13 protein-coding genes are annotated in these 15,689 nt (G+C 45.9%); 4 read left to right on the top strand and 9 right to left on the bottom strand.

Features of this window, described 5'->3' with window-relative positions:
• Window positions 1-6: 6 nt before the first annotated feature.
• Complete coding sequence (gene rpoZ, locus FN961_RS07875) at window positions 7-294, bottom strand: DNA-directed RNA polymerase subunit omega (protein ID WP_143564006.1); 288 nt, start codon at window positions 292-294, stop codon at window positions 7-9.
• A gap of 55 nt (window positions 295-349) precedes the next feature.
• Window positions 350-973 (bottom strand): guanylate kinase, encoded by a 624-nt coding sequence (gene gmk, locus FN961_RS07880; protein ID WP_143564007.1) that lies wholly within the window; start codon window positions 971-973, stop codon window positions 350-352.
• A gap of 340 nt (window positions 974-1,313) precedes the next feature.
• Here gmk and FN961_RS07885 point away from each other — a divergent pair, with 340 nt between their 5' ends.
• The 3 genes from FN961_RS07885 (at window position 1,314) to FN961_RS07895 (ending at window position 4,495) form a co-directional block, all read left to right on the top strand.
• Entirely contained in the window at window positions 1,314-2,372 is a 1,059-nt protein-coding gene (locus tag FN961_RS07885; protein WP_143564008.1) for a DUF805 domain-containing protein, read from the top strand.
• Window positions 2,373-2,478: 106 nt separating this feature from the next.
• Window positions 2,479-3,435 carry an NTP transferase domain-containing protein gene (locus tag FN961_RS07890; RefSeq protein WP_143564009.1) on the top strand — a complete coding sequence of 319 codons (957 nt, stop codon included), beginning with the start codon at window positions 2,479-2,481 and terminating at the stop codon, window positions 3,433-3,435.
• The gene (locus FN961_RS07895; RefSeq protein ID WP_143564010.1) at window positions 3,428-4,495 is read left to right on the top strand and encodes a phosphotransferase enzyme family protein; all 1,068 of its coding nucleotides are present in this window, start codon (window positions 3,428-3,430) and stop codon (window positions 4,493-4,495) included. The genes FN961_RS07890 and FN961_RS07895 overlap by 8 nt, the downstream gene beginning before the upstream one ends.
• Window positions 4,496-4,518: 23 nt before the next feature.
• Here FN961_RS07895 and FN961_RS07900 read toward each other — a convergent pair whose 3' ends face one another.
• Together FN961_RS07900 and FN961_RS07905 are read right to left on the bottom strand one after the other, a co-directional pair.
• Complete coding sequence (locus tag FN961_RS07900) at window positions 4,519-5,211, bottom strand: SOS response-associated peptidase family protein (RefSeq protein ID WP_143564011.1); 693 nt, start codon at window positions 5,209-5,211, stop codon at window positions 4,519-4,521.
• 51 nt (window positions 5,212-5,262) lie between these two features.
• The gene (locus FN961_RS07905; RefSeq protein ID WP_143564012.1) at window positions 5,263-6,993 is read right to left on the bottom strand and encodes an OPT family oligopeptide transporter; all 1,731 of its coding nucleotides are present in this window, start codon (window positions 6,991-6,993) and stop codon (window positions 5,263-5,265) included.
• A gap of 258 nt (window positions 6,994-7,251) precedes the next feature.
• On the opposite strand from FN961_RS07905, the gene FN961_RS07910 reads away from it, so the two are divergent.
• Entirely contained in the window at window positions 7,252-7,944 is a 693-nt protein-coding gene (locus tag FN961_RS07910; protein WP_143564013.1) for a TetR/AcrR family transcriptional regulator, read from the top strand.
• 156 nt (window positions 7,945-8,100) lie between these two features.
• On the opposite strand, the gene FN961_RS07915 is transcribed toward FN961_RS07910, so the two are convergent.
• The 5 genes from FN961_RS07915 to FN961_RS07935 are packed head-to-tail and all read right to left on the bottom strand — an operon-like array spanning window position 8,101 to window position 15,687.
• Window positions 8,101-8,721, bottom strand: a complete 621-nt coding sequence (locus FN961_RS07915) for a TorD/DmsD family molecular chaperone (protein ID WP_143564014.1) — start codon at window positions 8,719-8,721, stop codon at window positions 8,101-8,103.
• A 44-nt stretch (window positions 8,722-8,765) separates the two neighbouring features.
• A complete protein-coding gene (locus tag FN961_RS07920; protein WP_143564015.1) occupies window positions 8,766-10,877 on the bottom strand; it encodes a hypothetical protein in 2,112 nt (703 codons plus the stop codon).
• Between the two features lies 1 nt (window position 10,878).
• Window positions 10,879-11,496 carry a DMSO/selenate family reductase complex B subunit gene (locus FN961_RS07925; RefSeq protein WP_143564016.1) on the bottom strand — a complete coding sequence of 206 codons (618 nt, stop codon included), beginning with the start codon at window positions 11,494-11,496 and terminating at the stop codon, window positions 10,879-10,881.
• A 9-nt stretch (window positions 11,497-11,505) separates the two neighbouring features.
• Window positions 11,506-13,956, bottom strand: coding sequence for a molybdopterin-dependent oxidoreductase (locus FN961_RS07930; RefSeq protein WP_143564017.1), 2,451 nt, complete (start codon window positions 13,954-13,956; stop codon window positions 11,506-11,508).
• A 33-nt stretch (window positions 13,957-13,989) separates the two neighbouring features.
• The gene (locus FN961_RS07935; RefSeq protein WP_143564018.1) at window positions 13,990-15,687 is read right to left on the bottom strand and encodes an MtrB/PioB family outer membrane beta-barrel protein; all 1,698 of its coding nucleotides are present in this window, start codon (window positions 15,685-15,687) and stop codon (window positions 13,990-13,992) included.
• Between the last annotated feature and the right edge of the window lie 2 nt (window positions 15,688-15,689).

The following is a 15,689-nucleotide window of genomic DNA, read 5'->3' on the forward strand; positions in this document are numbered from 1 at the left end:
CACTCCTTAAATTATATTGTTGTTGCGACCTTCAGCAATCGCAGCAACAGCAGCTATTTCAGCAGCCTCACGTTCACGAACAGTCTGGCGCTCATCGGCGTCAAGAGTATCTGCTGTGACTAGACCAAGTTCGATTTCGCGTAAAGCGATAACCGTTGGCTTGTCGTTCTCTTCTTCAACCATAGGGTCTTTACCCTGCACGGCGATTTGGCGAGCACGACGCGCTGCAACCAGGATCATATCAAAACGGTTGCCGATTTGGTTTACGGCGTCTTCTACGGTTACGCGAGCCATGTGTGGAACTCCAGTGTTAGGATGAAAAATGACGCAAAATTGTACACTAAGGCAGCTATTCTGCCAATAGATCTTTAAGCATATCATTTTGAGTATGAATTTGACCAGCGCCAGTTAGGCGCTGGCTGCGAATTATAGCGATAAAATCGCCAAGTGCGGTATCAAAATCATCGTTAATAATGATGAAATCATACTCAGCGTAATGTGATATCTCTGATGTTGCCTGAGCCATACGAGAGGCTATGACCTCTTTGCTGTCTTGACCTCGACCGGTTAAGCGCTTTTCTAGCTCAACTTTCGAGGGTGGCAGAATAAATATACCAATCGCTTCAGGCATCACTTTTTTTACTTGCTGAGCGCCTTGCCAGTCGATATCAAGGAATACATCGATACCTTGATGCAGGGTTTGCTCTATCACTTTGCGTGAGGTGCCGTAGTAGTTACCGAATACTTCAGCCCATTCGAAAAAAGCATTGTCAGCGATTAAGGCCTTAAACTCTTCGACTGTGACGAAATGGTAATGCTGACCGTTAATTTCTCCCGGACGCGGATTGCGGGTGGTATGAGAAACCGATACTTGCTTATCTGCTGGCTTGTCTTTAAGCAGATCAGATATGAGTGAAGATTTACCCGCACCGCTTGGCGCAGATACGATAAATAGATTTCCGCGTGCGGTCATTTGCTAAGTACCCAAAAAAGATTAAAACGAAAGTGGCTCCCAATATACCGAGAGGGAGCCGTTCATTATACAAGCCTGCTCGCCGTTGGCGCTAGTGTCAGTTGTGCTATTTTTGTTGTAGGGGGAAGAATGGGGGCATTTATTCGCGTCTATAGAGAGGAATTGTCATGCTGAGACTGACTTTGGCGAATAAAATAGTTAGTCTGTTGGCGGTTGAAACGTATCTTCAGCTAAGGTTTGATTAGTCTTTACGCCTGAAAACAGTGGGTCAACTTCTGCTTCGGGTGTACTTAATTTATTCATCCTTTCTCCTTGAATTAACTCTTAGGTATTGAATTTAATGCAGTATAAATCTCTTTTTTGTGTGAAGGGGCGAGACAATTGGCAGAGGTTCACAGCCATAAGTGGTTCGCTTTATCTGATTTTATTATTGGGGTTTGTGTTGATAGGGGCTGGCGGAGGCAACCTGTTGTTGGCTTTGTTACTCTTACCTGTTCTTGGTTTGAGCGCATTAAGACGAGTTCGTGATATTGAGCGACAATCTTGGTTTGCAGGATTAACTTTACCTCCTTTTATGCTTTTTTCGCTCTCTTTGGCTAACGAAAGCGTCATGGCTTCGTTAATCAGTCTGGTTATTGGAGTCTCAATCACACTCTTTCTGGCGTTTCAAAAATCTTCACATCCTGCCAAGTCCTATTCTCAAGGTTACTTTGGACCACAAGTTTCACAGCAAAGACCCCGAAGTCATTCGAGAGTCGAACCGACGATAGATGGATCAGCTCCTGATGCTGAAGAGGTGGGTTATGACGAGGCGTATGCCGCTCCATTTTATCTACAAGCGGAATCGACTCAACAGCCTGAAAAGGGAGTCACACTGGAACTTTGGCTTGTTTGGGCGAAGCAAAATCAAAAATTGCTATTTGGGGTTGTGGGAAGTTGTTTACTCTTGATGGTATTTAGCAGCCTTTGGTCAATGTTGGACTCATCTGAAGATGCTGCTGAGCAGGCATCAATAGAACATACACCCCAAGAGTCCGTTGAGCGTAGTGAAGTGAGACTGCCGGATGGCTTTAGTCTCCTGCTAGAGGATGAGTTACTTATTATGCGTTGGCTAGGCGAGGCCGATGAGCCCGGTGTTATCTGGTCACTAGCAACTGCAAAGGGTGATAACAGTTGTGCGGAGTTGGTGTTTAATAATGGTAGCCAGTATCGACCTGTATCGGTCGAACTGATGGCAGACACCAGTATTGAAGCGCGCTTTACACCGCTTGATACTGCAGAGATTATTCATGATGTCGCCCTGAGAGGGAGCCTTAAATTATGTGGTTATAACTTCAGCTTAAAAGGGAGTCAGTCTGCGTTAGCAAAAAGTGGTGCTTTTGTGCCCTACTTGGGCTGAGTTAAGGTTATGTATTGCTGGATAAAGACGACTTTTCTCTTTAAACTGCACGGCTCAATGCGAGCCACAGTCATGTTTTGGCTGAAATACCAGATGATTATAGTGAATGACAACAAATATCAAAAATGAAGCGCTATCTTTAGTGATTATGGCTGCAGGCTTGGGTAGCCGTTTTGGAGGGGATAAACAACTCGCAAGTTTTGGCACTAACGGCGAAACCATGCTTGAGTTATCCATTCTCTCCGCTAGCCGAGCAGGGTTCTCCAGAGTGGTGTTAGTTATAAGGCCTGAACTTGAGGATGCATTGCAAGGTATCTTTGCCGCAGGCCTAACAGCAAAGCTCCCGTCAGATTTTAGTTATGATTTTTGTTATCAGGCGATGGATGATCTTCCGCCCGCAGCATTAGCAACCCTATCTGATGTGAATCATAGGCTAAAACCTTGGGGGACTGCACATGCACTTTGGTGTGCTCGTGATAAAGTCAAAGGTCGAATGGCGGTGATTAACGCTGATGATTACTATGGTGATAGCGCTTTTGAGTTACTTTTCTCCGGTTTAAATGAATCTAAAACCGATTGGATGTTAGTCGCTTATCCCTTGTCGTTGACCTTGTCTGAACATGGTGGCGTAAATCGAGGTGTTTGTTTAGTTGAAGATGGCCAATTGCAGAGTGTTGCTGAGTGGACGGATATTCAACAGAGCCCCTCAGGATTAGTGGGGATCTGTCAGGGACAAGAAGGCGTGTTGTCGCCTTCGGTGCCAGTGTCTATGACCTGTTGGGGCTTTGCCCCTGATATATTTTTGGCTATTGAAGCGGAATTAATTCATTTTATTGCAGCCCATGGTCAGGAAGCGAAATCTGAGTGTTTCCTCCCTGATGTGGTTCAACATAGTATGGCTACAGTCAGCATCGGTGATGGTGGGATTAGTCAAAAATGCATTAGAGTGAAAACTGCTCAAGAATCTTGGTTTGGTGTGACCTACCCTCAGGACGCAGTGTGGGTAAAGCAGAAGCTGTTAGAGCTGTTAAATAATAAGAATAATGGAGTTATTAGTGATTGATTTTGTTAGGCAGCGAGTCCTGCCGCATTTTGGCATCCCAGCTTTGGATGCAAGTGTGTCTCCTTTAGGAAATGGCCACATTAATGAAACTTTTTTGGTTCGCTGGGACTCTGGCGAACTGGTATTACAGAAAATAAATACAGACGTATTTAAGACACCCCATGGCTTAGTGGAAAACGCAGATAAAATTGCGATCCATCTTGCTCATAAGCATGCCAATGATGAATACGCACTGCAGGTTGTTGGTCCACTTCGGACTAAAGATCAACAGCTCGCGATTGATCTTGGTGAGCAGGGGTTTTGGCGTGCAATCAACTATCTCCCTCATAGTCACAGTATCGAAGTGGTGAGTAGTGAAGAGGAGGCGTTTGCAGCCGCTAAGGCATTCGGCCATTTCTCCTCTGCGCTGAGCGATCTTGATGCGACAGTACTTGAAGATGTTATTCCGCAATTTCATCATCTTCCAGGTCGTATTACTTTGCTCGAACAGGCTGTAGCTCAAGACACACAACATCGATTAGATGGGTGTCGTGATTGGGTCGAGCTAGTTTTGTCACAGCAGTCTTTGTTGCAGGAGTTAGCAGAGCTTTCACCTAAACTGCCGTTACGAACTTGCCATAACGACACTAAGATCAACAATATGTTATACGACAAGCGCGACATGAGCAGCTTGGCGATTATTGACCTCGATACCTGCATGAAAGGTTATCTAATGTATGATTTTGGTGACATGGTACGCACCTTTACTTCTCCGGAAGAGGAAGACTCTAAGGTACTTGATAATGTGCATGTGCGTGAACCCATTTTTGCCGCTATCTGTCGTGGATACCTGAGCGAACTTGGCTCAGTATTGAGTGAAGATGAGAAGAAAAGCCTATGGTTAGGTGCTCGGGTTATCTGCTTGATGATCGGGGTTCGATTCTTAACTGATCACCTTAATGGCGACGTTTATTTTAATATTCATCATGAAAATCATAACCTAGAACGAGCGGCGAATCAGTTTACTCTGTATCAAAGCTTGCTAGCGCAAGAGCAAGAATTAATTAAGTATTTTAACTAGTTTTTTTCTTTAGTTAGAAAAAGTTAGCCGTCATAGGGGCGAAGCAGCAGTGCTTCGCCTTTATGGTTATAAAGACTTGGCTTTTCAATTTGCTGAACTAAGAAGTTATGTCGAAGAGCAGGCTTTAGTAGATGTTCAAACATATCGACCTGATGATTGTTAGGGTCTAACCAAGCATCTTGAATTGCACTCGATTGAGGCAGTATAAGCGGGCTCGTTTTCGTGTGGAATGGCTCCATATCTGGGTGAGGGGGATTGGTGATCACTGAACATGAGACTGTGTGTTCGCCGGTTTTCGGATGATGCCATTCCTGAAATAAGCCGCCTAAGCTGATGGCTGAATCTTGGGCGATAAAATCATAATACTCTGTCGAGTTTTCACGTTTTTCAGTTTCTCCGAAACCTTTAGCTAAGATAATACAGCGACGCTCACGAAAGGGAGTATAGCCGGCACTTCCTACCTGATTGAGCTTGTCATAACGGGTATTAAAAGAGGTAAATCGGCTGGGTTTGAATCCATCATAAGTAATCTCTTGCAGTAACCACCACGTCGCGGTTTGCAGTTGCCTAATTCCCTTTTGTTCCCTGACGATGCTGATCTCATTTGTGGGCATTTTAAAGCGATTGAAGTGCATCTCATTGGGATTAGATACGCCCAAATCTTGCATCAAGGTTCGAGTAAAAAGATCGTCTATCATGTTGAGTCGACCGCACATTCGCTGCTCTCTTATCTTGTTTCTTATACAGATTGGTATAAAGCGAGTTAATTACATCAGTTGCAACAACGAACCTAACACCCCGGCAATACTCTCACCAGCAATACAACCTGCAGCAATCGCGAGTATAAATCGTTGTGACCACTTTGGGGCGAGTTGACGTAAAGCCCAAGCCAATAGCGCACCGATAAATAGCATGATACTAATTTGAGCTGGAAGTACAAAGGCCAGCCCCATCGCCGACATACTTGGCAAATATTGGTGCCACTTTTCCTTCAAAATAAGAGGTAGTAACTCGTTAATCGTTGCTGCAATCATTCCAACAAACATAGCATATCTTGCCGATTGCGGAATTGCCTCTAGCCCTTCAGTTAAGGCGATGGCTATTGATTTCCATATGGCGACACCAGGGGCGGGCCATTGTTCGGTCATTAGCTGAGTGGCGGGGTTTGGTATGAGGACCATGAATATCGCAGCACTAACTAGGCAACCTGTGATTATGCCGCATATTTGCGCGATGAATTGCTGTCTGGGTGGAGTGCCGAGTAGGTATCCTGCTTTTAAGTCATTAAGCAGATCGGTAGCTTGAGCCGCAGCGCCAGCAGAGACATTGGCGGTCATTAAATTGGTCGTGACATTACCTGGGCTAATCAGGGCAAAAGAGAGCTGAGATAATTTACCTAACGCCCCCATTGGTGGGATCCCTGTTTCACCGACAACTTGTGCGGCAACGACGGCAAAGATAAAGGCCAGAGGTACGGCGAGTATGGCGGCAAACAGACTGATATCAAAAAAAGTGATCTGTAGGGCGACAATCAAAGGCGTAAGAATGGCGAGAAAGGTATATTCCTGCCAATGCCAGTTTAATGTCAGCCAGTTCTGTTTTTTGGTTTTAAATAGTATCAGTAAGGTGCTGGTCAGCGATGAGGCCAACATTAAGCTGACACCAGGCCAAATTAGCCAATCTATAAGGTAATCAAACCAGCTAGCATCAACCGGCCCTGCTTGCTCCCAGCCTTGCCCCAGAATATAAGGGCCGAGTCCAACCCAAGCGATGAGGCAGCCAAGCAGAATACTGAAGGCCGAACGTATGCCTATGATACTGCCAAATGCCAGCAGCATATACGATGGCTCAAGCATAAAGCCTAAGTTCTTCGCGCTTATACTGGTGCCAGTAAGCGCGCCGCTTCCGGGTATTGAGAAGCCTAGAGAGAGCTTGATTGAGCCTGGGAATAAAAAACGATGCGATAGCGTGAGCGTAATTGCAATGAGCAAGGCTGTTATTTTCTTCTTCGCTTCTTGCCCATTATCAAATATATCTTTAATGACCTCGGCTGTGGCTATTCCTGCAGGAAAAGGCAAGCGGGGATTATTGACCATCACGGGTCTGAGTGCTGATGCAACACAGACTCCCAGCAGACTGATTGCTATCATCCAGATCACTATAGGCCAGTATTCGAACGGGCTATCAGTGATAATCAAATAGGCTGGAATTGGCGCGATGAGTCCCGCAGCCATAGTACTGCAAGCCGCCGATGTTGTTGTTTGTTGAATATTGCTTTCGATTAGCGTCCATTTATTGGCGTTAAACATGGAATGATTACTACGCCAAAATATAAACCCAAGTAGTGCCGCTAAAATCGATAAGTTTAATGTCCAGCCAACCTTGAGCCCCATGTAGATGTTGCATATGGTCAAAACAGAACCGAATAATATTCCAGTAATGATAGCTCTGATTGAAAGAGGAGGTTGCAGCATGGCGTGGGAGGTTGAAATTGGCATCTATCTATTATCTAGTTATTTAAGAAGCAAGCAGGAGTGTTATCGCATAATTTCTCTCTATCTCTTAGTAAAAGATCCTAAATAAGTGAAATATTCTAATTTTGAGTATGAACAATAGAAATTATTTCAATATCGTGGTTTAGGTTTTGTCTCTATATGTGATCGAGTCTGGGTTTGTACATTGGTTGGCAACTTGATTAATTGATATGCTATTAGAAAGACATTCGTTAGTCATCTGTTTAAGGTTTAGTATTATATATGAGTAAGTCAGCACGTGAAGCAGTGTTACTGAATATTGCTAAAGAGCTCATTTTAGAAGATGGTGTTATGTCTTTTAAGTTTGTTGATATAGCTAAGCGCGCAGGTGTGTCTCGGGCCACTTTATATAATCATTACTCAGGAAAAGAAGATATTGTAGTGAGTTTATATGTTCGAGATGCAGGCCAAACCAAACAAATGTTGCTCGATATTCAGGCTGACGAAACCCTCAACGACAGAGAAAAATTAATCCTGAGTTTACTCGCTCCAGTTGCGGGTTCGATGGAGATTCAGAACCGTTCAGGAACCACTTTACTGAGTGCTAACCCAGGTATTTTTATGTTTGCCAGTGAAGCGCAGCAGGCGAGGCTAGAGCTGATTGTGACTCAAATTCGCGGAATTGTTCTTGAGTTTTGGATAGCGCCTTTCAAGAAAGGGCGTATACAAGTACCCCAAGATGAACTCGAAGAGATCATGGCTTCAGTTTTTCCCTACCAAAGAGGCTGTGTCATCATTCCACAAAATGTAATGACGGCTGGAAAGCATATTAACTATACCTTGCGAAAAGTATTTGAAAACTTACTTAAGTCGACGGAGCAATTAAACTGGAGTGATGAGCACGCCAGTGTCGATTATGAGAAGACCTTGATAGCGATTGGAAGACATAAGAAGGATGGTATGATTGCATGCTAGGTGCTAGGTGCTAGGTGCTAGGTGCTAGGTGCTAGGTGCTAGGTGCTAGGTTGCACAGGACGCTGTGACCCTGTAGCTGATATATGTAACCCGCTATCCATCCCTTTATCCACCTAGCCATTTTACTGATTTTGTATTGTAGCCTCCGCGTCACTACTATCCCCATAGGTTCAGTTTTTTCACTATAATGCCATTGGATTCAACTAACACATCTAGATAATCCTTAAGTAATAATCCCCAGCCTAAGTAGAAGTCAGTTTTAGCGTGTTCGATTGTTAGTTCAGCCACTCGATATGCCCATGGGGTTAGATGCTCGGTGACGACAGCTTTCAGCTCTAGGGTTTTATTTTCATTAAGTGTAAATTCAACCAGTCGTAGAACCAGCGATATGTGGTCGATAGGTTGGTTATCGTCATCTATGGTTCTGATTGTAATATCAAGAGCATCAATGCGCTCTTGAAGTTTTTGCGTGCTTGGCCCACACAGTAAATTATCTTCATTGAGGTAGTAGGAACCCCATAATGGCACCTTCATTTTACCTGGACCTATAAACAGCTGATTGAAGTCGAGCAGTAATTCTGGTAACTGGTCACTTGAGTATTGGCTGACGTAGTTACTCACAAGTGCGACTCCCTTGCTGCGTGTTTTACTCTCTGTAAGCAAAGGGTAACACGCGTTGAAGTCATGTTGGTTGTACGTGTCAAGCATCTTATTGCAAGGGTCATGATACATATTGGCGGCAAGTATTGGGGTTATTTCAGCTAGTGATTTGTTCATATTTACTCCTAAAAAAAGGCGGCCATGGGCCGCCTTAAAGATATCTACTTGTCTAAGCTTGGATCGTATTGGTAAAACTCAAGTCCGGAAGTCGGACCTAGGTTGCACCACGTTGACGTACCAAAATACAGTTTGTCGTCGATATCAACGACGTTGCGGATACCGTTAGAGCACTGGTTACCAAAACCGTTAGTGGTAAGCTTACGTGCCGATCCATCAGCCTCGATCATTAGCAGATCTCCGCCGGGGACAAACTCTTCGGCTAGGCCGTTAGCGCTCATCTCCGTTTTAGTGTAATCGTACATCCACATGGCGGGGTTATTAGCCATTTGCTTCTTCCATTCAGGGTTCTGGAATACTATTCCGTCGAATAACATATACTCACCAGAATACGCATCGAACAGTAAATCATGCAGGCCAGAGAATGCGTCGAAGAATCCCCAGAATAACTTACCGTCCTTCGCAATGGAGGTCCAAGAATAGACGTTACCTGGATTACCCATACCTGCTTCGCCATGAATAGGCTTCTGACCTAGTAAGTTAGGCGTCGTTTTCCAGCCGTTACCATCATTCACTTGCATGGTCTCGTAGCCGTAAAGTAGCTCTACCTTTGAGGTGTCACCTGCGCTTACCGCATCGATATTGTTAAGGTCAATACGGAAAATTGAAGTGGCACGCCATTCGTTAATCATAAAAAGTTTATGATCAGTTGCTTGGGCATTGTCAGTAGGAGTGATATCGGTAACCTTTTTGACGTCTGCTTCACTCGCTGACTCTAGACCTGTTAACTCTGTGAATAGAGCTGGGTCTGCCTTAGCGAAGTGTTTATAAGCTGCGTCTGTACCTTGGTGGTAAGTACCGAAATACATGAAGCCATCGTTAATAGCACTTGTTCCCCACTTGGCTCCCCAGCGACCTTTTGTGTCTGGATCATATTGATCCATACCGAAGACTTCACGGAAAGTAAGCTGCTCATCAACACTATAACCAGCGGTTGGGATCGGATCAGATATCAGAATGACAGACTCTTTGAAGTTATCGTTACGCACGCCGTTCTTGTAGACAAAAGGATGTGCCGATGCTGACATGATCAGACGTTCAGTGCCGTCCGTATGGGTGAATTGACGCCAGTCACCGATCATACCGTATTGTACGCCACCAGGCGTTTGTTCATTGTCTAGCTGAGTTGATACTTTGCTCCAACCTGTCGTCGTCAGCGGGTTGGTTCCTTTGATATCACCACCAGCAAAAGGCTCGTCTTGAGTGCCGACCCAACGAAGTAATTGAGTTGGGCCATCACCGTATTGAGTCATTCCTGTTTCAGCACCGACCAGAGTGTAGAATCCAGTGGTACCATCTGCATGCTCTAAGGTTCTAAAACGACGCGTCGTGTCACCGACGATATCGCGGTAACCAACGAATGAACGCTCTTTTGCATTGAATACGAATAAACGTAAACGACCTTTATCTTCAGTGGTCTTCCAATGTCCTGCGACGAATACTAGATCACCAGCAGTACCAGCAGCGCGGAAACCATAGGTGTTGTTGATTGGTTTGAAGGCTTCAGTAAACTGAGGGCCACCTGATGTCAGCATGCTCTCATGAATTACTTCTTTTTCACCCGTGCGGAAGTTGTAGATGAAAATTTGTGATGGGGTACCTGTTGTCCCTGGAACTGAGCAACCTGTAGTCTTACTTTCGTAAGTTGTTAATTCAATCGGCATGGCGATGTTTTGGTATGGCCAAACACACCAACCATTAGAGATCGTCCCCATCCATAATTCTTCACCGTTGGCTGCGCTATCATATACCGTTGTGCCCCATGGGTATGATGCGTTGCGCATCTCTTCGTATCCTGCTGGCATTGTATTTTCCCAGTCACGCAGAGGGTCATACTCGTTACTTGGGCTGGTGGCACTGTAAAATGCCCCATCAACGATAGTACGTCCGGCATGTACGAACGGGCCATCTACTGCTGGGGGAACAACTGGGTCTACCGGATCGACAGGTTCAGTAGGGGCTGTAGGACATTGCTCTGGAGCCGACACCTGAGTGCCATTCTCACAGATATATAGGGTTTCTGAATCGTCATCAGAGCAACCCGTTATCATGGTGCTTGCAAGCAAGACGGCGACAAGAGAAAGTTTAGTATTCATGTTATACCTCGTTTGGATTTACTACTGAGCCGGCGCCTGAACCTACAGGTTGGCCGTCAGGGTGAACTCTAAGAATTAGATTGGGTTTGGTGATGCTTGCTGACGGTAGCGGGGCAATTTCTGCCGTATCACCGTACTTAGCGCGCAACTCATCGATAGGGCCGAAGTCCAATGCTCGATGGATACAGCTATCAACACACATAGGCTGTTTACCAGCGTTGAGTCTGTCGATACAGCCGTCACATTTGGTCATCTTGCCTCGGGCTTCATCAAGCTGTGGCGCGTCGTAAGGACACGCTTGAGCGCAAGATGAACAACCGATACAGATCTCTTCATGGATCATGACTAACCCGTCTTCGATGCGCTTATGCATCGCACCTGTAGGACAGGCTTTAGTGCAAGCTGGAGAGTCGCAATGGTTGCAAGAGATTGACGTGTAGTAGGCAAATACGGATTGGGAGAACACCCCATTACCATTATCCGTACAGCTTCCACCTGCGTATTCATACACACGACGGAAGTTACGGCCTACATTTAAGTCATTCTTATCTTTACAGGAGACCATACAGGCCTTGCAGCCTGAGCAGATCGCGGTATCAACATAGAATCCTAATTGCATATCTTTCTCCTATGCCGAGTAGACTCTGACTCGGTTAGTGTTAGAGCGGAATGACTTAGCAACCGGACTTGGCTTACTATCTGTCAAGGTGTTCGCACAGCCGCCAACATCGATATCACCTTTCATACGACGCCATTGACCCTGTGGCATAGCCACTACACCTGGGACGATCCGTGGTGTGATACGAGCGGTTATTTCGAGCTTGCCTCTGCGGCTCTCGACGATGACCTTCTGGCCGTTGATAACCCCCGCTGCGCCAGCATCTATTGGGTTTAGCCATAGGTGGTGCTCCAGCACTTCATTGAGCCATGGCGTACTGGCGTGAATGCTGTGAGCGCTATGTTTACCGTGATAGTTAATGCACTGGAGCGGAAACTCAGACGCTGTTGTATCTTCGTATGATTCGTCACAAGCAAAGTAAACCGGTAGCGGATTGATCTCATCGGTACCTTCAGCTTGAGACTGTTTACTTTCGAAGTACTGAGAGTAAATTTCGACCTTGCCACTCGGAGTCCCGAGAGGATTTTCTATCGGATTGGTGATGAAATCTCGAATCTTACCGACGTTAGGATGCTCTCCAGCAGGTCGGCGCTGAGGGCCGTAGCTGACGAACTCCTCAAAGGTGTCACCTTGGATCCACGGATTGCTTTTCTTAAATTCAGAGAAGACTTTGCGAACTTGGTCTAAGTAAGTCATGCCACCATTGGTGAACTTACTGCCTATGCCCAATTGATTGGCGATCATGTGGCAGATGTCGTATGCAGGCTTACATTCAAACATTGGATCTACAGCAGGCGTGATCCCGTAGGCGTACATGAGTGAACCACAATCCATCTTGTTGTAGCTTTGGATCACGTCATACATCTCAAGCCAACTGACCTCAGGCAAAATGATATCGGCGTATTTAGCCGAGGCTGTCATATGTTGTTCAACGACGACCACGAAGTCGACTAAGTTTTCGTCATTCAGTAGACGGTCAGCTCGGTTGATGTCGCCATTTTGGTTGGCCAACATATTAGAGGACGCAAGCCATAGGAAACGTACGTTCGTTTCTAGTGGTGTGTCAGCAGCCATCAAGTCGGGGTCTGAGTAGCGAACGTCATGAGTACTTGGCTTCATCTGAGCGCCAAACTCGATAGCATCAAGATGTGATGCGGCCGGGATCGTCACGTCCATGATTTTCATGTTCATGAGATCTTTCAGAGTATCAGCAGGCATCATGGCGTAATGGGATAAACCGTCGTTACCTGGTGTGCCGCCATGGTTAGTCCCTGCGCCACTAATCTTACCGACGAGTATCGGTAACATCATCACGGCTCGTGCGTTGTTCTCACCATTACCTTGACGTTGAGGTCCGAAGCCCTGTGTGACGAATGGAGCAGATGCAGTACCAATAGCCTGGGCTATCTCACGGATCTTCTCAGCTGGGATACCACAGATACTTTCAGCACGTTCTGGAGTCTTAGCAATATCATCAGCTGCACCAGTGATGTACGCTTCATACTTATCGTATCCATAAGTGTATTGCTCGAGAAATGGGATGTCAGCGTATCCATCTTCTATCAATACGTAGGCTATCGCTTCACATAAAGCTGCGTCAGTACCGGGGCGAATAGGTACCCATTCATCGGTGGCTGTCACTGCTGTATCAGTGAATCTAGGGTCAATGTAGTATGTTTTGAAGTTATTTTTCTTCTTAACATTCAGGTATTCATAACCTGAACCAGCACCGCCTAAACGTGCTTCCATTGGGTTGTATCCGAAACACAGCATTAAGTCACTGTCTTCTAGGCTGCGTAGACTGGAGCCTGTATTCCAAAAGCCGACGGTATCCCCAGCATTAGATGCGAGATATCCGTACATGCCAGCAGAACCTTCGCGGTACTGAGATGCTGAGTAATCGTTATGAAAGAATAAGCATCCGCCTGCCATATTTAACAGACGTACACTTGATTGAGTTACACCCGTGTTTAAATCGTGAGATCCCCCGCCTAGAGGCATGAAAATAGCGTTTTTACCGTACTCAGCGTAGGTCTTTTGCAACGCGGTAGCGACGCTAGACACTGCTTCTTCCCAACTAATACGAACGAATTCATTCGAACCTCGACGCCCAACACGCTTCATTGGGTATTTAAGACGGTCGTGGTTATAGACCTTCTGACGCATAGAGCGGCCCCGAGGGCAGGGACGGATCTCGTGGTCGAAATTGTCCCAGTCGTCAGTAGCCTTACCTTCAGTTTCAATGCGTGTGATCACGCCATCTTTACTGTGTACTTTCAAAGGGCATGCTTGCCAGCAGTTGGTGGCGCATGAACCCCATGTAATACCTTCTCCTATTGGAGGAAGTACAGGTTTATCAGGCGTCGGCAGAGGGTTATTGGCACTGCTGCTGTCACAGCCTGTAACTGTTGCGACTGCAGCCGCAGCTGCAGTAAATTTAAGAAACGTGCGACGTTCCATAACGATTACCTCAAATATATGGCCTTAAGGCCCTTACAATTTAATGGTGAAGAAGACACCGAGTTTGTGGTCGGTAAAATTTTGATTGAGGTCGTCTAGACTATTGATGGCCTCAATCGGTTGATTGGCATAGCTCGTGTCGTAATGGCGCTCATAGGTGTAAGCAACACGGGTCGAGATACGTGCATTGATGCGGTAATCCATGTGGACTTCAGCAAGGTGTTGGTACTGGTAGTAATCACCCATTTCAGTGCTATCGACTGAGGTGTCACTGCCAGAAAATGAGAAGGTGTAAGAGGTACCTAGTGCGATGTCCTCACTGATTTGATATTGGTTGAGACCAAAACCAAAGTAGGTAAACTCATCACTAATCTTGGTGTTGTATATCTCCAAACTGTCGATGGTCTGTACACCAGCATAGGCGTTGAGAGTTAGCAGCTCATTGAAGTGGTAGAAGGCGTCGGCGTTGACTGAGGCTTCATCAGACTCTTTCAATGCTGAGCTGTTGCTGTACTCATCGCTTGCTATGTTGGCTTGTAGGTTTACGCCGTAGTTATTGTGGCTATATCCAAGACCCAGTTCGGTGTTGATACGATCTCGATCGGCGAGGTAATACTTCTCAAAAATATCCTCATCGATGCGATACTGTGAACCTGTACGTTCACCGCTGGTGACCTTTATGTGACTATTGAACCCTGCTAGACGGTAATCGACGCGAGCAAAGATTTCATTTTCTTGGGTTTCTTCACGATCGCTATCAGAGCGAGTACGGTCATTTTGCTCGAAACCAGTACTGAACTTAGCACTGCCTAAACGGTAGCTGGCATCGATACCGTAACGTGTTTTGCTGCTGTCGATTGGTGTGTTAATTGCGTCGAAAAACTCATATTCACCACTGACATTATCGCGGTCACTGTAACGGTAGAAACCTGCGACTTTTATACCAGCAAAGCGAGAGCTGATACGGGCGCTGTAATCTAATGTTTCAACTTCACCGTCAAAATTTGCGATAGGCACGAGCGAGTTTTCTTGCTCGATAGCCTCATCCTGGATCATTTTTCCCGAGGAAGCACTCATTGATAAACGCGTGCTGCCGTAGTTAAGTCCGGCTTTGACGCTGGCTTGTTGAGCTGTGTTATCAGGATCGATACCAGTGTTATCAGTAAAGTCTGAGTTAAAAGCTGCTAGACCAATGTTCCAGAAATTTCCGTGTAGCCGGACTCCGGCGTTCATCACTTGAGTTGTATGGTCGATGGCCTCTAAATAGTTAGTGGGTTTAGGGTCAATCACAGAGCTGATACGTTGACCTTGTTTGTCTTCGCTGCTGGCTTTTACAAAGGCAGTGATAAGCTGAGTTTGATATTTGGCAACGGCAGATAACTGCTGACGCTCTGCACCTATATCGTTATCGTCAAGGTTCCTGCGATTAACGTATGCGAGTTCCAGCGCGACATCACCTAGGTGAGCGATGGCCTTCAGGTGACCGTTATCGGCCCCAGCATTTTTAGCCTTGATGCTGTAGTTTTTACCACGGATATCTGCATTAGCGCCGTATTGACTATCAAAGTGAGTACGCTGCTCGGTCATGATACCGACCGTATTGCTGTGCTCGGGAGCGATGCAACGCTTGCAGGCGTAGTCTTTTTCAATGTTCTGTGGCACAGCGAAGTTTGCTGCGGTGGCATTGGCTGAGAGAACAGCGAGTGCCACTAAAGTAAGTTTAGCTTTCATTA

Origin of the sequence: Shewanella hanedai, assembly GCF_007197645.1 — a bacterium.
Lineage (GTDB): Bacteria > Pseudomonadota > Gammaproteobacteria > Enterobacterales > Shewanellaceae > Shewanella > Shewanella hanedai.

Coding starts and splice junctions, on each gene's coding strand:
- FN961_RS07900 (WP_143564011.1), bottom strand. CDS start 5,211: ATGTGCGGTCGACTCAACATGATAGACGATCTTTTTACTCGAACCTTG.
- FN961_RS07890 (WP_143564009.1), top strand. CDS start 2,479: ATGACAACAAATATCAAAAATGAAGCGCTATCTTTAGTGATTATGGCT.
- FN961_RS07930 (WP_143564017.1), bottom strand. CDS start 13,956: ATGGAACGTCGCACGTTTCTTAAATTTACTGCAGCTGCGGCTGCAGTC.
- FN961_RS07920 (WP_143564015.1), bottom strand. CDS start 10,877: ATGAATACTAAACTTTCTCTTGTCGCCGTCTTGCTTGCAAGCACCATG.
- FN961_RS07910 (WP_143564013.1), top strand. CDS start 7,252: ATGAGTAAGTCAGCACGTGAAGCAGTGTTACTGAATATTGCTAAAGAG.
- FN961_RS07935 (WP_143564018.1), bottom strand. CDS start 15,687: ATGAAAGCTAAACTTACTTTAGTGGCACTCGCTGTTCTCTCAGCCAAT.
- FN961_RS07925 (WP_143564016.1), bottom strand. CDS start 11,496: ATGCAATTAGGATTCTATGTTGATACCGCGATCTGCTCAGGCTGCAAG.
- rpoZ (WP_143564006.1), bottom strand. CDS start 294: ATGGCTCGCGTAACCGTAGAAGACGCCGTAAACCAAATCGGCAACCGT.
- FN961_RS07915 (WP_143564014.1), bottom strand. CDS start 8,721: ATGAACAAATCACTAGCTGAAATAACCCCAATACTTGCCGCCAATATG.
- gmk (WP_143564007.1), bottom strand. CDS start 973: ATGACCGCACGCGGAAATCTATTTATCGTATCTGCGCCAAGCGGTGCG.
- FN961_RS07885 (WP_143564008.1), top strand. CDS start 1,314: ATGCAGTATAAATCTCTTTTTTGTGTGAAGGGGCGAGACAATTGGCAG.
- FN961_RS07905 (WP_143564012.1), bottom strand. CDS start 6,993: ATGCCAATTTCAACCTCCCACGCCATGCTGCAACCTCCTCTTTCAATC.